Origin of the sequence: Streptomyces sp. NBC_01016, assembly GCF_026341035.1 — a bacterium.
Lineage (GTDB): Bacteria > Actinomycetota > Actinomycetes > Streptomycetales > Streptomycetaceae > Streptomyces.
On the sequence record NZ_JAPEOQ010000001.1, the window covers coordinates 4,110,169 to 4,128,188 of the forward strand.

The following is an 18,020-nucleotide window of genomic DNA, read 5'->3' on the forward strand; positions in this document are numbered from 1 at the left end:
CAAGCCGACAACGCTGTATCCGGTTACACAAGGAGAGACTGTGCCACCTGTGCCCTCGGCCCCAGAGGCTGCCGACGCGGTGGACGTGACCGCGCTTTTGGAGCGCGGCCGAACCCTGGCCACCCCCGTGCTGAAGGCGGCGGTGGACCGCCTGGCGTCACCGATGGACACCGTCGCCGCGTACCACTTCGGCTGGATCGACGCCGAGGGCAACCCGGCCGACGGTGACGGCGGCAAGGCCGTGCGCCCCGCCCTGGCCGTGCTGTCCGCACAGGCCGCGGGCGCCGACCCGGAGGTCGGCGTGCCGGGCGCCGTCGCGGTCGAGCTCGTCCACAACTTCTCGCTGCTGCACGACGACCTGATGGACGGTGACGAGCAGCGCCGCCACCGCGACACGGTGTGGAAGGTGCACGGCCCCGCCCAGGCGATCCTCGTCGGCGACGCCCTCTTCGCGCTGGCCAACGAGGTCATCCTGGAGCTGGAGACCGTCGACGCGGGCCGCGCCACGCGCCGCCTGACCACCGCGACCCGCGCCCTCATCGACGGCCAGGCGCAGGACATCGGGTTCGAGCACCGCGAGCGCGTCAGCGTCGTGGAGTGCCTGGAGATGGAGGGCAACAAGACGGGCGCGCTGCTCGCCTGCGCCTCCTCCATCGGCGCGGTCCTCGGCGGCGCCGACGACGCGACCGCCGACGCCCTGGAGAAGTACGGCTACCACCTGGGCCTCGCCTTCCAGGCCGTCGACGACCTGCTCGGCATCTGGGGCGACCCCGAGTCGACCGGCAAGCAGACCTGGAGCGACCTGCGCCAGCGCAAGAAGTCCCTGCCGGTCGTCGCCGCGCTCGGCGCCGGCGGACCGGCCTCCGAGCAACTCGGCGAGCTCCTGGCCGCCGACGCCAAGGACGTCGACTTCGACACCTTCACCGAGGCGGACTTCGCCGCCCGAGCCGCCCTCATCGAGGAGGCCGGCGGGCGCGAGTGGACCGCCGAAGAAGCGCGGCGCCAGTACGCCGTCGCCCTCGAAGCCCTGGACTCCGTCCAGATGTCAGCCACGGTGCGCGCCCAGTTCGTGGCGCTCGCCGACTTCGTCGTCGTACGAAAGAGATGATCACTATCGGCCGTATATGACTCGCAGTCGCCGGCCGGTGTCCCGCCAGGGCTCCGGCCGACGGTTACCCAGCAGAGAAGAAGCACTGCATGAAGGGATAGCCATGACAGCGACGACCGACGGAAGCTCCGGCGCCACGGCGCCGCAGACGACCTCGGCCACCACTGCCCAACTGACCGACACGACCCCCGGGGCCAGCGGGCCCCAAACCGCCGCCGGCCGAGCCATACAGCGCGCCACGGACTTCCTGCTCGCGCGGCAGGACGACCGGGGCTGGTGGAAGGGCGACCTCGACACCAATGTGACGATGGACGCCGAAGACCTGCTGCTGCGCCAGTTCCTCGGCATCAGGGACAAGGCCACCACCGACGCCGCCGCGCTGTTCATCCGCGGCGAGCAGCGCGAGGACGGCACCTGGGCCACCTTCTACGGCGGCCCCGGCGAACTGTCCACCACCATCGAGGCGTACGTCGCGCTGCGCCTGGCCGGTGACTCCCCGGACGACGCGCACATGGCCAAGGCCTCCGCGTGGATCCGCGAGCGCGGCGGCATCGCCGCCAGCCGCGTGTTCACCCGGATCTGGCTGGCCCTGTTCGGCTGGTGGAAGTGGGACGACCTCCCCGAACTCCCGCCGGAGCTCATCTACTTCCCCAAGTGGATGCCGCTCAACATCTACGACTTCGGATGCTGGGCGCGGCAGACGATCGTGCCGCTCACCGTGGTCTCCGCGAAGCGCCCGGTGCGCCCCGCGCCGTTCCCGCTGGACGAGCTGCACACCGACGCCCGCGATCCGAACCCCACCAAGCCCCTTGCCCCGGTGGCGAGTTGGGACGGCGCGTTCCAGCGGCTCGACAAGATCATGCACGGCTATCAAAAGGTGGCCCTCAAGCGGCTGCGCAAGTCGGCGATGAACTCCGCGGCCCGCTGGATCGTCGAGCGCCAGGAGAACGACGGCTGCTGGGGCGGCATCCAGCCGCCCGCCGTCTACTCCGTCATCGCGCTCCACCTGCTCGGCTACGACCTGGAACACCCGGTCCTCAAGGCCGGGTTGGCGTCCCTCGACCGGTTCGCCGTGTGGCGCGAGGACGGGGCCCGGATGATCGAGGCCTGCCAGTCGCCGGTGTGGGACACGTGCCTTGCGATCATCGCGCTCGCCGACGCGGGCCTGCCCGCCGACCACCCGGCGCTCGTCAAGGCCGCCGAGTGGATGATCACCGAGCAGATCGACCGGCCGGGCGACTGGTCCGTGCGCAGGCCCGCGCTCGAACCCGGGGGCTGGGCCTTCGAGTTCGACAACGACAACTACCCCGACATCGACGACACCGCCGAGGTCGTGCTCGCGCTGCGCCGTGTCGCCCACCCCGACAAGGCACGCGTCGAGAGGGCCATCGAGCGCGGCGTGCGCTGGAACCTCGGGATGCAGTCGAAGAACGGCGCGTGGGGCGCCTTCGACGTCGACAACACCAGCCCGTTCCCCAACCGGCTGCCGTTCTGCGACTTCGGCGAGGTCATCGACCCGCCGTCCGCCGACGTCACCGGGCACGTCGTCGAGATGCTCGCCGTCGAGGGCCACACGCGCGACCCGCGCACCCGGCGCGGCATCGAGTGGCTGCTCGCCGAACAGGAGGACAGCGGCGCCTGGTTCGGCCGCTGGGGCGTCAACTACGTCTACGGCACAGGGTCCGTGGTGCCCGCCCTGATCGCGGCCGGCCTGCCCGCCTCGCACCCCGCGATCAGACGGGCCGTCAGCTGGCTGGAGTCCGTCCAGAACGAGGACGACGGCTGGGGTGAGGACCTGCGCTCGTACCGCTACGAGGACTGGAAGGGGCACGGCGCCTCGACCGCCTCGCAGACCGGGTGGGCGCTGCTCGCGCTGCTCGCGGCGGGGGAGCGGGAGACGAAGGCCGTCGAACGAGGTGTCACGTACCTCGCCGACACCCAGACCGAGGACGGCACCTGGGACGAGCCGTACTTCACCGGGACCGGCTTCCCCTGGGACTTCTCGATCAACTACCACCTGTACAGGCAGGTGTTCCCGCTGACCGCGCTCGGTCGGTATGTCAACGGCGAGCCCTTCAGTGACAAGGGCGCCGCCACCAAGGGGAGCTGATGACCGCATCGCCGGTGGCCCGCCCACCGGAGACCGCGCCGCTGCTGGTCGCCTGCGCGCTCGGCATCGAGCACCTCGCGCTGCGCAGCGGCAGCCGGGCCGGGGCCACGAGCCCCGTGACCGTGCTGCGTACGGGCATGGGGCCGAAGGCCGCCGAGCAAGCGGTGACCCGCGCCCTCGGTGACGCCGTGCTGCGCGACGCCGCCGTCGTGGCCACCGGGTTCTGCGCCGGGCTCGCGCCCGGCATGCACCCCGGCGACCTGGTGGTGGCCGAAGAGACCCGTGACACGTACGGCGCCACGCCGTGCGCGGGCACGGAGCTCCTGGTCAAGGAGCTGGTCAAGGCCGTGCCGGGCAGGACCGTGCACACCGGGCCGCTGACCGGCTCGGACCACGTGGTGCGCGGTCACGAGCGTGCCGACCTGCTCGCGACCGGCGCGATCGCCGTCGACATGGAGTCGGCCGCGACCCTGCGGGCGGCCGGTGGCACCGGGAAGCGTCCGGTTGCCGCCGTCCGGGTGGTCGTGGACGCTCCAGAACATGAACTCGTCAGGATCGGCACGGTTCGCGGTGGACTATCGGCTTTCCGTGTCCTTCGTGCCGTCCTTCCCGCTTTTTTTGAATGGCACCGTTCTTTGCTGCTCCCTCGGAGGTGAGCCCAGATGGCCATGCCGCTTCGTCAATCCATCAAGGTCGCGACCTATCTCGTTGAACAGAAGATCCGCCGGCGGGACAAGTTTCCGCTCATCGTCGAATTGGAGCCGCTCTTCGCCTGCAACCTGGCGTGCGAGGGCTGCGGAAAGATCCAGCACCCGGCCGGGGTGCTCAAGCAGCGCATGCCGGTCGCCCAGGCCGTCGGCGCCGTCCTCGAGTCGGGCGCGCCGATGGTGTCCATCGCCGGCGGTGAGCCGCTGATGCACCCTCAGATCCATGAGATCGTGCGGCAGTTGGTGGCCAAGAAGAAGTACGTCTTCCTGTGCACCAACGCGATGCTGCTGCGCAAGAAGATGGAGAAGTTCACGCCCTCGCCGTACTTCGCCTTCACGGTGCACATCGACGGCATGCGCGAGCGGCACGACGAGTCCGTCGCCAAGGAAGGCGTCTTCGACGAGGCGGTCGAGGCGATCAAGGAGGCCAAGAAGCGCGGCTTCCGGGTCACCACGAACTCGACCTTCTTCAACACGGACACCCCGCAGAACATCATTGAGGTGCTCAACTACCTCAACGACGACCTCCAGGTCGACGAGATGATGATCTCGCCCGCGTACGCCTACGAGAAGGCGCCCGACCAGGACCACTTCCTGGGCGTCACGCAGACCCGTGAACTGTTCAAGAAGGCGTTCACGGGTGGCAACAGGCGGCGCTGGCGGCTCAATCACTCGCCCCTGTTCCTCGACTTCCTCGAGGGCAAGGTCGACTTCCCGTGCACCGCGTGGGCCATCCCCAACTACTCGCTCTTCGGCTGGCAGAAGCCCTGCTATCTGATGGCGGACGGGTACGTGCCCACGTACAAGGAGCTCATCGAGAAGACCGACTGGGACGCCTACGGCCGCGGCAAGGACCCGCGCTGCGACAACTGCATGGCGCACTGCGGCTACGAGCCGACGGCCGTGCTCGCCACCATGGGGTCGCTGAAGGAGTCCATCCGCGCCGTGTCCGAGACCGTCGCCGGGAATCGTGGGTGACGACGCCATGAATCCCGGAGAGCCCGTCCCACTGGGCCTCCCCGAGGTACCGGTCCGACCTATCGCTGAACGGCGGGTCAGCCGTCAGATCCAGGTCGGACCGGTGGCCGTGGGAGGCGGGGCACCCGTTTCCGTACAGTCGATGACCACGACGCGCACGTCCGACATCGGGGCGACGCTGCAGCAGATCGCCGAACTGACCGCCTCCGGCTGCCAGATCGTGCGAGTGGCGTGCCCCACGCAGGACGACGCGGACGCGCTCGCGACCATCGCGCGCAAGTCGCAGATCCCCGTGATCGCGGACATCCACTTCCAGCCGAAGTACGTGTTCGCCGCCATCGACGCGGGGTGCGCGGCGGTGCGCGTGAACCCGGGCAACATCAAGCAGTTCGACGACAAGGTGAAGCAGATCGCGCGGGCGGCATCGGACGCCGGCACACCGATCCGCATCGGGGTCAACGCCGGCTCGCTGGACAAGCGCCTGCTCCAGAAGTACGGGAAGGCGACCCCGGAGGCCCTCGTCGAGTCGGCGCTGTGGGAGGCCTCGCTCTTCGAGGAGCACGGCTTCCGCGACATCAAGATCTCGGTGAAGCACAACGACCCCGTGGTGATGGTCAACGCGTACCGGCAGCTCGCCGCCGCGTGCGACTACCCGCTGCACCTGGGGGTCACCGAGGCAGGACCCGCCTTCCAGGGCACCATCAAGTCCGCCGTGGCCTTCGGAGCGCTGCTCTCCGAAGGCATCGGAGACACCATCCGGGTCTCGCTGTCCGCGCCGCCCGCCGAGGAGTGCAAGGTCGGCATCCAGATCCTGGAGTCGCTGGGCCTGCGGCAGCGGCGCCTGGAGATCGTGTCGTGCCCGTCGTGCGGGCGCGCGCAGGTCGACGTCTACAAGCTCGCCGACGAGGTGACCGCCGGGCTCGAAGGCATGGAGGTGCCGCTGCGCGTGGCCGTCATGGGGTGCGTGGTCAACGGTCCAGGGGAGGCCCGCGAGGCGGACCTCGGTGTCGCGTCCGGCAACGGCAAGGGCCAGATCTTCGTCAAGGGCGAGGTCGTCAAGACCGTCCCCGAGTCGAAGATCGTCGAGACGCTCATTGAAGAGGCGATGCGGATCGCCGAACAGATGGAGAAGGACGGCGTCGCGTCGGGAGCTCCCGACGTCACCGTGAGCTGAGTTCTGAAGTGCTGAGTTCTTAAGTACGGACGGGAAGGGGGCTCGAGCGTGACGATTCTGGAGAGCATCCGGGGGCCGCGCGACCTGAAGGCGCTGAGCGAGGAGGAGATCGGCGAACTGGCCCATGAGGTCAGAGAGTTCCTGATTCACGCGGTCGCGAGGACGGGGGGACACCTCGGACCGAACCTCGGCGTGGTGGAACTGTCCATCGCGCTGCACCGGGTCTTCGAATCGCCGGTCGACCGCCTCGTGTGGGACACCGGTCACCAGAGCTATGTGCACAAGCTTCTGACGGGCCGCCAGGACTTCTCCAAGCTGCGCGGCAAGGGCGGCCTGTCCGGCTACCCCTCGCGCGAGGAGTCCGAGCACGACATCGTGGAGAACTCGCACGCCTCCACGGCCCTCGGCTGGGCCGACGGCCTCGCCAAGGCGCGCCAGGTGCAGGGCGAGCGCGGGCACGTCGTCGCCGTCATCGGGGACGGCGCGCTGACCGGGGGCATGGCCTGGGAGGCCCTGAACAACATCGCGGCCGCCAAGGACCGGCCGCTGATCATCGTCGTCAACGACAACGAGCGCTCGTACGCGCCCACGATCGGCGGCCTCGCCAACCATTTGGCGACGCTGCGCACCACGGACTCGTACGAGCAGGTGCTGGCCTGGGGCAAGGACGTGCTGCTGAAGACCCCCGTGGTCGGGCACACGGTCTACGAGTCGCTGCACGGCGCGAAGAAGGGCTTCAAGGACGCGTTCGCGCCGCAGGGCATGTTCGAGGACCTCGGCCTGAAGTACGTCGGTCCCATCGACGGCCATGACGTGGGCGCCGTCGAATCCGCCCTGCGACGTGCAAAACGCTTCCACGGCCCGGTACTTGTGCACTGCCTGACCGAGAAGGGGCGCGGCTACGAGCCCGCGCTCGCCGACGAGGCCGACCGCTTCCACACCGTCGGCGTGATGGACCCGCTCACCTGCGAGCCGCTCGCGCCGTCCAACGGGCCCTCCTGGACCTCGGTGTTCGGTGACGAGATCGCGGCGATCGGGCGCGAGCGCGAGGACGTCGTCGCGATCACCGCGGCGATGCTGCACCCCGTGGGGCTCACCAAGTTCGCGGAGGAGTTCCCCGAGCGGGTGTGGGACGTCGGGATCGCCGAACAGCACGCCGCCGTGTCGGCAGCCGGACTCGCAACGGGCGGACTGCACCCGGTCGTTGCCGTGTACGCGACCTTCCTCAACCGGGCCTTCGACCAGCTCCTCATGGACGTCGCTCTGCACAAATGCGGAGTCACCTTCGTACTCGACCGGGCCGGCGTCACCGGCGCCGACGGGGCCTCCCACAACGGCATGTGGGACATGTCCGTGCTCCAGGTCGTGCCCGGCCTGCGGATCGCCGCGCCACGCGACGCCGACCAACTCCGCTCGCAGCTACGGGAAGCGGTCGCCGTCGACGACGCACCGACCATGCTGCGGTTCCCCAAGGAGTCGGTGGGCGAGCCGATCGCGGCCGTCGACCGGGTCGGCGGCATCGACGTGCTGCACCGGGCCGAGGAGCCGCGGGTGCTGCTCGTCTCGGTCGGCGTGATGGCGCCGGTGTGCCTCCAGGCCGCGGATCTGCTGGAGGCGCGCGGCATCAACTGCACTGTGGTGGACCCGCGTTGGGTCAAGCCCGTCGACCCCGACCTCGCGCCGCTCGCCGCCGCGCACGAGCTGGTCGCCGTCGTCGAGGACAACAGCAAGGCGGCGGGTGTCGGCTCGGCCGTCGCGCTCGCCCTCGGCGAGGCCGAAGTCGACGTCCCCGTACGGCGGTTCGGCATCCCGGAGCAGTTTCTGGCGCACGGCAAGCGGGGCGAGGTGCTCGCCGACATCGGCCTGACGCCTGTGGAGATCGCGGGGCGGATCAGCGCCAGCATGAGCCGCACAGCGGATAGTCGATCTGCGGGTAGTCGAACAGCGGGTAGTTCCACAACGGGCAGTCCCACAGCGGGTAGTGGCACAGCGGGCAAGGAGATCAACGCATGAGCAAGGAGTTCGACCTCGGCACGCTGCTCGCCGAGCGCGGCGCCGAACGGTACGAGCTGCACGCCAAGTACCTCAATCACCAGCTGCCGAAGATGCTCCACACCATCGGCTTCGACAAGGTCTACGAGCGGGCCGAGGGTGCGCATTTCTGGGACGCGGACGGCAACGACTACCTGGACATGCTCGCCGGGTTCGGTGTCATGGGCCTCGGCCGGCACCACCCCGTCGTACGCAAGGCGCTGCACGACGTCCTCGACGCCTCGCTCGCCGACCTGACCCGCTTCGACTGCCAGCCGCTGCCGGGCCTGCTCGCCGAGAAACTGGTGGCGCACAGCCCGCACCTGGACCGGGTGTTCTTCGGCAACAGCGGTACGGAGGCGGTGGAGACGGCGCTGAAGTTCGCGCGGTACGCGACCGGCAAGCCGCGGGTCCTGTACTGCACGCACGCCTTCCACGGCCTGACGACCGGTGCGTTGTCGGTGAACGGGGAGGACGGCTTCCGCGACGGCTTCGCCCCGCTGCTGCCCGACACCGCGGTCCCGCTCGGCGATCTCGACGCGCTGGCAAGGGAATTGAAGAAGGGCGACGTCGCCGGGCTCATCGTCGAACCGATCCAGGGCAAGGGCGTGTACGAGTCGCCGCCCGGCTATCTGAGGGCCGCGCAGGAGCTGCTGCGGGGGCACAAGGCGCTGCTGATCGCGGACGAGGTGCAGACGGGTCTCGGTCGCACCGGCGACTTCTACGCCTACCAGCACGAGGAGGGCGTCGAACCGGACCTGGTGTGCGTGGCCAAGGCGCTGTCGGGCGGGTATGTGCCGGTCGGCGCGACGCTCGGCAAGGACTGGATCTTCAAGAAGGTCTACTCGTCCATGGACCGGGTCCTCGTCCACTCGGCGAGCTTCGGCTCCAACGCGCAGGCGATGGCGGCGGGCCTCGCGGTCCTGTCCGTCATGGAGGACGAGGAGACGGTCGCGAACGCGCGGGCGATGGGCGAGCTGCTGAAGTCCCGGCTCGCCGAACTCATCGACCGCTACGAGCTGTTGAGTGACGTACGCGGGCGCGGGCTCATGATCGGCATCGAGTTCGGGCGGCCCAAGTCCCTGAAACTGCGCAGTCGTTGGACGATGCTGCAGGCCGCGCGCAAGGGCCTGTTCGCGCAGATGGTCGTGGTGCCGCTGCTCCAGAAGCACCGGATCCTGACCCAGGTCTCCGGCGACCACCTCGAAGTCATCAAACTGATCCCGCCGCTCGTGGTGAACGAGGCCGACGTCGAGCGCTTCGTCGAGGCGTTCACGGCGGTCATGGACGACGCGCACAGTGGGGGCGGGCTGATGTGGGACTTCAGCAAGACGCTGATCAAACAGGCGGTGGCGAACCGCTGAGGGCGTCCACGGCTCGGGGCGAGGTCGGCTTTTGCCTCTGAGGCAAGAAAGTTGCCGGAGGGGCACGGCTCTGGCTGAATCGACAGCATGAGCCCTGCCCTCTCGCCGGACCAGCCGGACGAGGTCGACGGTGCGGAGGTCCCGGAACCGCCGGAACTTCCCGCCGTCGCACCCCAGCTCCGCGCACTGCGCCGCCGCGCGGCCCTCACCCTGGAGGCCGCCGCCGGAACCGCCGGCCTGTCCCCGGCGCACCTCTCCCGCCTGGAGACCGGACAGCGTCAGCCTTCGCTCCCGATGCTGCTCTCACTCGCCCGTATCTACGGTACGACCGTATCCGAACTGCTCGGCGAGACCCCCGCCGACCGGGACGCGGTCGTGCGCGGCGGCACGATGGAGCCCACCGAGGCCGGGGGCTGGACGTACCGGCAGGCCGGGTCGCCCGGCCGCGGCATGCAGGCGTTGCAGGTCCACGCGCCGTACGGGTCCCAGGGCGATGTCGTGCGCGTGCATCCGGGGGAGGAGTGGCTGTACGTCCTGTCGGGGCGCCTGCGGCTGCGGCTCGGGGACACGTCCTACCTGCTCGACCCGGGCGACAGTTCCCACTTCGACTCGCTCACCCCGCACCGCATCGCCGCCGTCGACCAGGGCGGCGTCGACTTCCTCTTCGTCCACACCCTGCTGCAGAGCCCGACGGCCGCGCTGTGCCTCGGCCCGTCGGCGGGACCGGTAAAGGAGACCCGTCATGGCTGACACGTCCGATGCGGCTCACACGGCTGACACGGCTGACACGACCGGGTCGACCCCGGGGCCGGCCCGCCGCGACATAGAGGACAAGCTCCCGCGCGGCATTCTCGTTCGGGTCCTCGTGTACGTATTCGCAGGGCATGCGCTGGCCGGGTTCATCTACTTGCTGTTCACGCTGGGCGGGAATCAGTGAGGCGGTACTCCGCGTGAGGCGGGACCCCCTACTGCAGTAGCACCTCCATATTGGCTCCTGGGTATGACGCCAGGCGCCCGACCGTTCTCGCACACTCCTCTCCGTCAGAGCGAGGAAGAGTGCGAGAGGGCGGGACCGGGCCATGAGGCTACGCAGGGGCAAGCAGCGGACGATTGAGGACAACCGGCCGGAGGCGCGGGCCGGCACGCCGGGTCTCGCTGTCGAACTGCGCGGTGTGCGGCGGCAGTACGGGCGCGGTGCCGGTGCGGTGCACGCCCTCGCGGGCGTCGACCTCGCTCTGCCGCGCGGCACGTTCACGGCCGTGATGGGGCCGTCCGGTTCCGGCAAGTCCACCTTCCTGCAGTGCGCCGCCGGGCTCGACCGACCCTCGGCGGGATCCGTGCATCTTGGTGGCACGGAGATCACCGGCATGAGCGAGAACCGGCTCACCGAGCTGCGCCGCAGCCGCCTCGGCTTCGTCTTCCAGGCGTTCAACCTGCTGCCGTCGCTGACCGTGGAGCAGAACGTGCTGCTGCCCATACGTCTCGCCGGGCGCCGCCAGGACCGCCGCCGGGCGGCCGCGATGCTCGCGCAGGTCGGGCTCGCGGACAAGGCGCGGCGCCGGCCCGGCGAACTCTCCGGTGGCCAGCAGCAGCGGGTGGCCATCGCCCGCGCCCTGGTCACGAGCCCCGACGTGGTGTTCGCCGACGAGCCCACCGGCGCCCTCGACACAGGCACCGCCGCCGAGGTCCTGGGCCTGCTCCGCAACGCCGTCGACCACCTCGGCGCCACCGTCGTCATGGTCACCCACGACCCGGCCGCGGCCGCCTGGGCCGACCGCGTGCTGTTCCTCGCCGACGGCGCCTTCGCCGACAGCCTGGAGCGCGGTTCGGCGGAGCAGATCGCGGCGCGGATGGCGACGCTCGCCGCCCGCACCTCCCGCGCGGGCGCGATGGCGGGGGCGGCGGCATGAGGAGCCTTGCCCCCAACGGCCTCGCGCGGGCGGCCGTACGCTTCAAACCCGCCTCGTTCGCAGGCACATTCGTCGCGCTGCTGATGTCGGCGCTGATCGTCGCGGCCTGCGGCACCCTGCTGGAGACGGGTGTACGTGCTTCGGTTCCGGCGGAGCGGTACGCGAGGGCGCCGGTCGTGGCGGCGGCCGACCAGTCCGCGCGGGTCGTCGCCGACACCGTCGACGGTCCCGAGGAATCCGCGTACCCGCTGCCGGACACCGCGCGCGTGGACGCGGGGCTCGCGGCGAAGGCGGCCCGGGCGCCGGGTGCCGAGGCGGCGGTGGCGGACTTCACCTTCCCGGTGCGGCAGAGCACCTCCTCGCCCGGCGCGCTCACCGGCCACGGCTGGGGCTCGCACGCCTTCACCGGGACCGCGCTGTCGGCGGGCGCCGCGCCGCGCACGGGAGAGGTGGCGCTCGACGCCGCCGCGGCCCGAAGCGCGAAGGCCGGCGTCGGCGACACCGTGACGCTCGAAACGGCGGCAGGGCGCGCGGAGTTCAGGGTGTCCGGTCTTGCCGAGGCCGGGGCCGGGGACACCGCGGTGGCAGGCACGGCGGCCGGTGGCGGAACCATGGCCTGGTTCGCCGATGCGGAGGCCCCCGCGCTGTCCGGGCACCCCGGCAAGGCCGACGCCATCGCCGTACTGGCCAAGGACGGCGCGGACACCGGCGCCCTCGCCACCGCCGTCGAGAAGGCCCTGACCGGCTCCGGCGCGCAGGTGCTCACCGGTGACGACCGCGGCGAGGTCGAGGACCACGGCCTCGCGTACGCGAAGGAGACGCTCACCGCACTCGGCGGTTCCTTCGGCGGGATCGCCACGCTGGTCGCCGTCTTCACCGCGGCCGGCACGGTCGCCCTCTCCGTCGGCCAGCGCACCCGCGAGTTCGCGCTGCTGCGTGCTGTCGGCGCCACCCCACGGCAGATCCGCCGGGCGGTCGCCTCCGAGGCGCTGCTCGTCGCGCCGCTCGCCGGGGTGCTCGGGTGCCTGCCGGGCATCGGGCTCGCGCACTGGTGGTTCGGGCAGCTGAAGGACCGCGGGGCCGTCCCGCAGGCGGTCGAACTGCACGTCTCGTGGATCCCGCTGGTCGCGGCCGTCGGGACCGGGCTGCTCACGGCGCTCGGTGCCGGGTGGATCGCCGGGCGCAGGCCCGCGAAGATCAAGCCGGGTCAGGCGCTCGCCGAGGCCTCGGTGGAGCGGCTGCGCCCGGGCGTCATCCGTACGGTGCTCGGGGTCGCGGCCCTCGGCGGCGGATCGGCGCTCGCCGGCGTCGCGGCCTCCACCGCCGGAGCCGACGCGGCGAACGCCTCGCTCGGCGTCGTCATGCTCTTCATGCTCGCCGTCTCGCTGCTCGGCCCGCTGGTGGCCCGGCTGTGCGCGGCGCTCTTCGGCCTACTGCTGCGCGGGGGAGGGGCCTCGGCCTCGCTGGCGGCCGCCAATTCCCGGTCGAATTCCCGGCGGTTGGCCTCCGCGATCACGCCGATCGTGCTGGCGATGGCCTTCGCCTCGACGCTGGTCTTCATGCACACGAGCGAGAGCAAGGTCTCCGCGGACCAGTTGCGCGAGGGCATCACGGCGGACCACGTCGTCACCAACCCGGCGGGCCTGCCCGCGGGCGCCGCCGACCGGGCCGCCCACGCTTCCGGTGTGGACGCGGCCGTGAGCCTGCTCGACACGCAGGTGCTTGTGCCGGTCGACTCGGGCGGCGAGACGTCGTTGCAGGCAACGGCGACCCAGGGCATCTCGGGCTCCGGCGCCGAGCTGGCCAAGGTGCAGGACCTGGATGTGCGCGGCGGCAGCCTGGACCGTGTGGGCCCGGGCCGCATCGCCATCGACAAGACGCTCGCCACGGCGACGAAGGTGCAGGTCGGCGACAAGCTGCCGCTCTACCTCCCCGACGGCACGAAGGCCCGCCCGGAAGTCGCCGCGGTCTACGGCAGGGGCCTCGGCCTTGCGGCGGTGACCATGGACCGCGCGTCCCTGGCCGGCCACGTCACCTCGGGCTTCGACGGCACGCTGCTGGTGCGCGGCGGCGACGCCGAGCCGCTCGCCGCACTGGGCAAGGTCACCGATGCCTCGGGCTATGCCGTCGCGCAGAGCGTGGACAGCGAACTCGGGGCTTGGTCCAACTACATGATGGCCGCGGTCCTGGGCGGCTTCGCCGCCGTCGCGGCGGTCAACACCCTGGTGATGACGGTCCTGGACCGCCGTCGCGAACTCACCGTGCTCCGCCTTGTCGGCTCCACGCGCCGCCAGGTGCTGCGGATGCTCCACTGGGAGAGCCTGCTGGTGTCGGCGGCAGGGGTGGCGCTGGGCACCACCATCGCGCTGATCACGCTGACCCCGATGATGCGGGGCATGACGGGGGAGTCCCCGTACATACCGCCGCTGCTGTACGGCACGTTCGCCGCGAGCGCGGTGTGCCTCGGCCTGCTCGCCGTAACCCTCCCTGCCCGCGCGGCACTTCGCGACAGGGAGGGGTGACGTCGGGGCCCGCGACTCGGGCCCGGGGCCACGGCTCAGGCCCGGGCTTCGGTCGAGAGGGCGGTGGCGGGCCTCAGGTGCCGGGCCTTAAAGGCTCTAACAAAAGCTGCTGATCATGAGTGTTTCGGTCTGTCTGTCCGTAGGTCTGGTCATGGGAGAGCGTCAGTCGCGGCCATGGATCGTGTCGGACGAACTGTGGTCGATGATCGAGCCGTTGCTGCCGAAGCCGGGCCCGAAGAAGGTCGAGGGCAGACCACGGGTCCCGGACCGGCAGGCACTGTGCGGGATCCTCTTTGTGCTGCACACCGGCATCCAATGGGAGTACCTGCCCCAGGAGTTGGGCTTCGGCTCGGGCATGACCTGCTGGCGCCGGCTGGCCGCCTGGAACGAGGCGGGGGTGTGGGACGAACTGCACCTGGTGCTGCTGAAGAAGCTACGGTCGGCGGGCAAGCTGGACTGGTCCCGGGCGGTGATCGATTCCTCGCACGTGCGGGCCGCTCGGCGGGGCCCAAAAGTGGGCCGAGCCCGGTCGACCGCGCGCGGCCGGGCAGCAAGCACCACGTGCTCACCGACGGCCAGGGCATCCCGCTCGCCGTATCGCTGACCGGCGGCAACCGCAACGACGTCACTCAACTCCTGCCCCTGCTCGACAAGGTCCCCGCCGTGGCAGGCACGGTCGGACGGCCACGCAAGCGGCCGGACCTGTTGTTCGCTGACCGCGGCTACGACCACGACATCTACCGGCGCCAGGTACGACAGCGCGGCATCCGCCCGGTCATTGCCGAACGCGGTCAGCCGCACGGCACCGGACTGGGCACCTTCCGGTACGTGGTCGAGCGCACCATCGCGTGGCTGCACGGCTTCCGTCGTCTCCGCATCCGCTGGGAGCGGCGTGACGACATCCATGAAGCCTTCCTCGGGCTGGCCGCCTGCCTGATCACTCATCGGCACGTCCAACGCCTTTGTTAGCACCTCTTAGTCGAGAAGGCGCTCGCGCAGCCGCTCGCGCGTCGCCGAGGTGAGCTTCAGGCCCTCTTCGAGGTAGCGGTCCGTGCTGCCCCACAGTTCGTCGATCGTTTCGAGGCCCGCGTTGAGGTATTCGATGCGGGCGTCGAAGAGCGGGCTGAGCAGCTCCATGATCTCGGCGGAGTAGGCGTCCTTCGCGGTGGCGCTGCGGCGCACGTCGTAGCGGCGGTGCTTCTCGTTGGACTTGAGGTAGTCCGCCTCGATGGCGTCGCGCTCCACGCCCACCGCGAGCAGCGTCACCGCGATCGACAGGCCCGCGCGGTCCTTGCCCGCCGCGCAGTGCATCAGCGCGGGGAGGCTGTCCTCGGCGAGGGAGTGCAGCACGCGGCTGTGCTCGGCGGTGCGCTCCTTGATCATGGTGCGGTAGGAGTCCACGAGCCGGTTCGCCGCGCGGCCCTCGGAGAGGATCTGGCGGAGCTGGTCGATGTTGCCGTCGCGGACCATGGTCCAGAATTCGGCGCCGTCGGCCGGGTCGTTGAGCGGCAGGTTCAGATTGCGCACGCCGGGCAGTTCGACATCCGCGCCTTCCAGCTTCTGGTCCGCTGCGTTGCGGAAGTCGAAGACCGTGTGCAGGCCGAGGGAGGAGAGGAAGGTCGAGTCCTCGGCCGTGGCGTGGGCGAGGTGACCGCTGCGGAACAGTACGCCCTGGCGCACGCGCCGGCCGTCCACGGTGGGCAGGCCGCCCACATCTCGGAAGTTGCGCACTCCGGTCAGCTCGGGCTCGGTGGACGGTGCGTGCTGCGTCACAGGGGCTCCTCCCAATCGGTGCACCGGCGTTGGGTCGCCGGCGGGCGCGCTCATGACGATACGACATCGGTTCCACAGGCAACCCTCTGTCCGATTCGCCCCGTTCTGTATCAACTGTGCATGGATCGAAGGGGCTTGTGGGCGTGTGCGTGACCGGCTTCATGTTCGTGACGCTGCGTGCCGGGCGGCCCGGATTGCCTCCCCAGTAATCCCCGAAGGTATGGCGTTGGTAAAGCGAGAAATGTCGACGCAGGGTTACACAGGGAAGCCTCAGAAACCCAAGGAATTGCCGTCACAGGTGAATTCGGGGTTTGTCGTCGCCATTGCCGTTCGCCTACGGTCACCAATCAATCCGGTCGGAACGCCTAGTCCTGCCGCCGCCCGGATTCCTTTCGACTACCCGTCACGGCAGGAGCGGGGGACCCACACGCACGACGCCGCGTAGGGATTTCCCGAAGCGGCTTGGGGTGAAGCCGTGCCCGTACCCCGGGCACGGCCGGGCATCTCCAGCCCGAACCCGACAGCTCACCTCGTAGGCGACGGAGAGGAAATTCAGCATGCCCGCAAAGGGAAAGCACCGCCTTTCGACCTCCCAGCGCATCGCCCGTGTCGCCGCCGTCGCCTCCGCCGGTGGAGCCGCGCTCGCCCTGCCGCTGATGGGCGCCACCGGCGCGCAGGCCGCGACGTCCGGCGGTACCGCCGACGCCACGACGTACACCGTCAAGGCCGGTGACACGCTCTCGAAGATCGCCAAGGCGCAGGACGTCGACGGCGGCTGGAAGAAGCTCTACGAGGACAACAAGGACGCCGTCGGCTCCGACGCGGACCACCTCAAGATCGGCGTCAAGCTCGCCGTCGGCGGCGCGGCCGACAGCGACTCCGGCTCCGAGGGCGCGGCCACCGCCACGCAGGCGAGCGCCAAGACCACCGCCTCCGGCGACTACGCGGCGCCGGTCGACGGCGCCAAGGGCACGGGCTACGGCAGCTCCGGCTCCATGTGGTCCAGCGGCAGCCACACCGGCGCCGACTTCTCGGTGCCGACCGGCACCTCCGTGGAGTCGATCGCCGACGGCACCGTCGTCTCGACCGGCTCGGGCGGCGCGTACGGCAACGAGGTCGTCATCGAGCACGCCGACGGCCACTTCTCCCAGTACGGCCACCTGTCCTCGATCGGTGTCGCCCAGGGCGACACCGTGACGGCCGGCCAGGAGATCGCCAAGTCCGGCGCGACGGGCAACGTCACGGGACCGCACCTGCACTTCGAGGTCCGCACCACCGCGGACTACGGCTCGGACATCGACCCGATCGCGTACCTGAGCGAGCACGGCGTGAACGCCTGAGGCATCTCGTAGCGGTCGCGACCGCTCGCTCACTTCGGCGCCCGGGGCTGTCCCCCGGGCGCCGAAGTGCGTTCCCGCGCTTATTCCCCAGGTGGCGAGTGGGTTATCTCACCACGCGTCAACCCCTGGCTACGGTCGCGTAGGTCACAGTCGAGGGTGAAAGATGTGTGGTCGTGGCAAACGAATCGAGAGCACTCACGGAGACACTCAACGGCACGATCCGGTCCTACGCGGCCGTGGGCGACAGCTTCACCGAAGGAGTCGGTGACCCCGGGCCCGACGGGAAGTTCGCGGGCTGGGCCGACCGGCTCGCCGTCCTCCTGGACGACCGCGTCCCCGAGGACACCTTCAAGTACGCGAACCTGGCCGTGCGCGGCAAGCTCCTCGACCAGGTCGTCGCGGACCAGGTCCCGAAGGCGGTCGAGCTCGCCCCCGACCTGGTGACCCTGGTCGCCGGCGGCAACGACATCATCCGCCCCGGCACCGACCCGGACGACGTGGCCGAACGCTTCGAGAAGGCCGTCGCCCGGCTCTCCGACGCCGTGGGCACCGTCATGGTGGCCACCGGCTTCGACACCCGTGACGTGGCCGTGCTCAAGCACCTGCGCGGCAAGATCGCCACGTACAACATGCATGTGCGGGCGATCGCCGACCGGCACGGCTGTCTGATGCTCGACCTGTGGTCCCTGAAGTCCATCCAGGACCGCAGGGCCTGGGACGACGACCGCCTCCACCTGTCGCCCGAGGGGCACACGCGGGTGGCGCTGCGCGCCGGTCAGGCGCTGGGCATCGACGTGCCGGCCGACCCCGAGCAGGCGTGGCCGCTGCTCCCGCCCCGCGGCACGTTCGAGGTGCGGCGCGACGACATGCACTGGGCGCGCGAGTTCCTGGTGCCGTGGATCGGGCGCCGGCTGCGAGGCGAGTCCTCCGGCGACCGGGTACAGGCGAAGGGCTTCGTGGACCCGCACGCGGTGAAGGCGCACCTGGAGGCGGCGTCCTGACG

General features: G+C 70.5%; 15 protein-coding genes and 1 riboswitch. Of the genes, 14 read left to right on the forward strand and 1 reads right to left on the reverse strand.

Annotation, left to right across the window (positions count from 1 at the left end; genetic code table 11):
* Positions 1-49: 49 nt before the first annotated feature.
* The 12 genes from OG746_RS18450 to OG746_RS18505 all read left to right on the forward strand — a co-directional run bounded on the left by OG746_RS18450 (position 50) and on the right by OG746_RS18505 (position 14,873).
* Positions 50-1,108 (forward strand): polyprenyl synthetase family protein, encoded by a 1,059-nt coding sequence (locus OG746_RS18450; RefSeq protein ID WP_266719051.1) that lies wholly within the window; start codon positions 50-52, stop codon positions 1,106-1,108.
* Positions 1,109-1,211: 103 nt separating this feature from the next.
* On the forward strand, positions 1,212-3,218 hold the full coding sequence (gene shc, locus OG746_RS18455) for a squalene--hopene cyclase (protein WP_266715845.1): 2,007 nt from the start codon (positions 1,212-1,214) through the stop codon (positions 3,216-3,218).
* On the forward strand, positions 3,218-3,874 hold the full coding sequence (locus OG746_RS18460; RefSeq protein ID WP_266715847.1) for a phosphorylase family protein: 657 nt from the start codon (positions 3,218-3,220) through the stop codon (positions 3,872-3,874). Before shc ends, OG746_RS18460 begins: the two co-directional genes overlap by 1 nt.
* Positions 3,875-3,880: 6 nt before the next feature.
* Positions 3,881-4,903 (forward strand): adenosyl-hopene transferase HpnH, encoded by a 1,023-nt coding sequence (gene hpnH / locus OG746_RS18465; protein ID WP_266715849.1) that lies wholly within the window; start codon positions 3,881-3,883, stop codon positions 4,901-4,903.
* A gap of 7 nt (positions 4,904-4,910) precedes the next feature.
* Entirely contained in the window at positions 4,911-6,077 is a 1,167-nt protein-coding gene (ispG, locus tag OG746_RS18470; protein ID WP_266715851.1) for a flavodoxin-dependent (E)-4-hydroxy-3-methylbut-2-enyl-diphosphate synthase, read from the forward strand.
* Positions 6,078-6,125: 48 nt separating this feature from the next.
* Positions 6,126-8,090, forward strand: coding sequence for a 1-deoxy-D-xylulose-5-phosphate synthase (dxs, locus tag OG746_RS18475; protein ID WP_266715853.1), 1,965 nt, complete (start codon positions 6,126-6,128; stop codon positions 8,088-8,090).
* Complete coding sequence (locus OG746_RS18480; protein WP_266715855.1) at positions 8,087-9,472, forward strand: aspartate aminotransferase family protein; 1,386 nt, start codon at positions 8,087-8,089, stop codon at positions 9,470-9,472. The genes dxs and OG746_RS18480 overlap by 4 nt, the downstream gene beginning before the upstream one ends.
* Before the next feature lie 87 nt (positions 9,473-9,559).
* On the forward strand, positions 9,560-10,222 hold the full coding sequence (locus tag OG746_RS18485; RefSeq protein ID WP_266715857.1) for a helix-turn-helix domain-containing protein: 663 nt from the start codon (positions 9,560-9,562) through the stop codon (positions 10,220-10,222).
* Complete coding sequence (locus tag OG746_RS18490; protein WP_266715859.1) at positions 10,215-10,409, forward strand: DUF6126 family protein; 195 nt, start codon at positions 10,215-10,217, stop codon at positions 10,407-10,409. Before OG746_RS18485 ends, OG746_RS18490 begins: the two co-directional genes overlap by 8 nt.
* A gap of 142 nt (positions 10,410-10,551) precedes the next feature.
* Positions 10,552-11,382: an ABC transporter ATP-binding protein gene (locus tag OG746_RS18495; protein ID WP_266715861.1), complete on the forward strand. Its 831-nt coding sequence runs from the start codon at positions 10,552-10,554 to the stop codon at positions 11,380-11,382.
* The gene (locus OG746_RS18500; protein ID WP_266715863.1) at positions 11,379-13,904 is read left to right on the forward strand and encodes an ABC transporter permease; all 2,526 of its coding nucleotides are present in this window, start codon (positions 11,379-11,381) and stop codon (positions 13,902-13,904) included. Before OG746_RS18495 ends, OG746_RS18500 begins: the two co-directional genes overlap by 4 nt.
* A gap of 151 nt (positions 13,905-14,055) precedes the next feature.
* Positions 14,056-14,873 (forward strand): IS5 family transposase gene (locus tag OG746_RS18505; RefSeq protein WP_443059774.1). Its coding sequence is split into 2 segments (ribosomal slippage): positions 14,056-14,385 and positions 14,388-14,873, totalling 816 coding nucleotides; the frame shifts between segments, so codons are not numbered across the junction.
* Positions 14,874-14,879: 6 nt separating this feature from the next.
* Here the strand turns inward: OG746_RS18505 and OG746_RS18510 are convergent.
* Positions 14,880-15,677, reverse strand: coding sequence for a tyrosine-protein phosphatase (locus OG746_RS18510; protein WP_266715865.1), 798 nt, complete (start codon positions 15,675-15,677; stop codon positions 14,880-14,882).
* 383 nt (positions 15,678-16,060) lie between these two features.
* Positions 16,061-16,231: riboswitch (cyclic di-AMP (ydaO/yuaA leader) on the forward strand.
* 3 nt (positions 16,232-16,234) lie between these two features.
* Between OG746_RS18510 and OG746_RS18515 the strand changes: the two genes are divergently transcribed.
* Positions 16,235-17,017 (forward strand): M23 family metallopeptidase, encoded by a 783-nt coding sequence (locus OG746_RS18515; RefSeq protein ID WP_266715867.1) that lies wholly within the window; start codon positions 16,235-16,237, stop codon positions 17,015-17,017.
* A 173-nt stretch (positions 17,018-17,190) separates the two neighbouring features.
* Positions 17,191-18,018, forward strand: a complete 828-nt coding sequence (locus tag OG746_RS18520) for an SGNH/GDSL hydrolase family protein (RefSeq protein ID WP_266715869.1) — start codon at positions 17,191-17,193, stop codon at positions 18,016-18,018.
* Positions 18,019-18,020 lie beyond the last annotated feature (2 nt).

Excerpts from the sequence above, each read along its gene's own strand:
- OG746_RS18515 (WP_266715867.1), top strand. The coding sequence starts at position 16,235 with ATGCCCGCAAAGGGAAAGCACCGCCTTTCGACCTCCCAGCGCATCGCC.
- OG746_RS18480 (WP_266715855.1), top strand. The coding sequence starts at position 8,087 with ATGAGCAAGGAGTTCGACCTCGGCACGCTGCTCGCCGAGCGCGGCGCC.
- OG746_RS18485 (WP_266715857.1), top strand. The coding sequence starts at position 9,560 with ATGAGCCCTGCCCTCTCGCCGGACCAGCCGGACGAGGTCGACGGTGCG.
- ispG (WP_266715851.1), top strand. The coding sequence starts at position 4,911 with ATGAATCCCGGAGAGCCCGTCCCACTGGGCCTCCCCGAGGTACCGGTC.
- OG746_RS18500 (WP_266715863.1), top strand. The coding sequence starts at position 11,379 with ATGAGGAGCCTTGCCCCCAACGGCCTCGCGCGGGCGGCCGTACGCTTC.
- OG746_RS18490 (WP_266715859.1), top strand. The coding sequence starts at position 10,215 with ATGGCTGACACGTCCGATGCGGCTCACACGGCTGACACGGCTGACACG.
- OG746_RS18460 (WP_266715847.1), top strand. The coding sequence starts at position 3,218 with ATGACCGCATCGCCGGTGGCCCGCCCACCGGAGACCGCGCCGCTGCTG.
- hpnH (WP_266715849.1), top strand. The coding sequence starts at position 3,881 with ATGGCCATGCCGCTTCGTCAATCCATCAAGGTCGCGACCTATCTCGTT.
- shc (WP_266715845.1), top strand. The coding sequence starts at position 1,212 with ATGACAGCGACGACCGACGGAAGCTCCGGCGCCACGGCGCCGCAGACG.
- OG746_RS18495 (WP_266715861.1), top strand. The coding sequence starts at position 10,552 with ATGAGGCTACGCAGGGGCAAGCAGCGGACGATTGAGGACAACCGGCCG.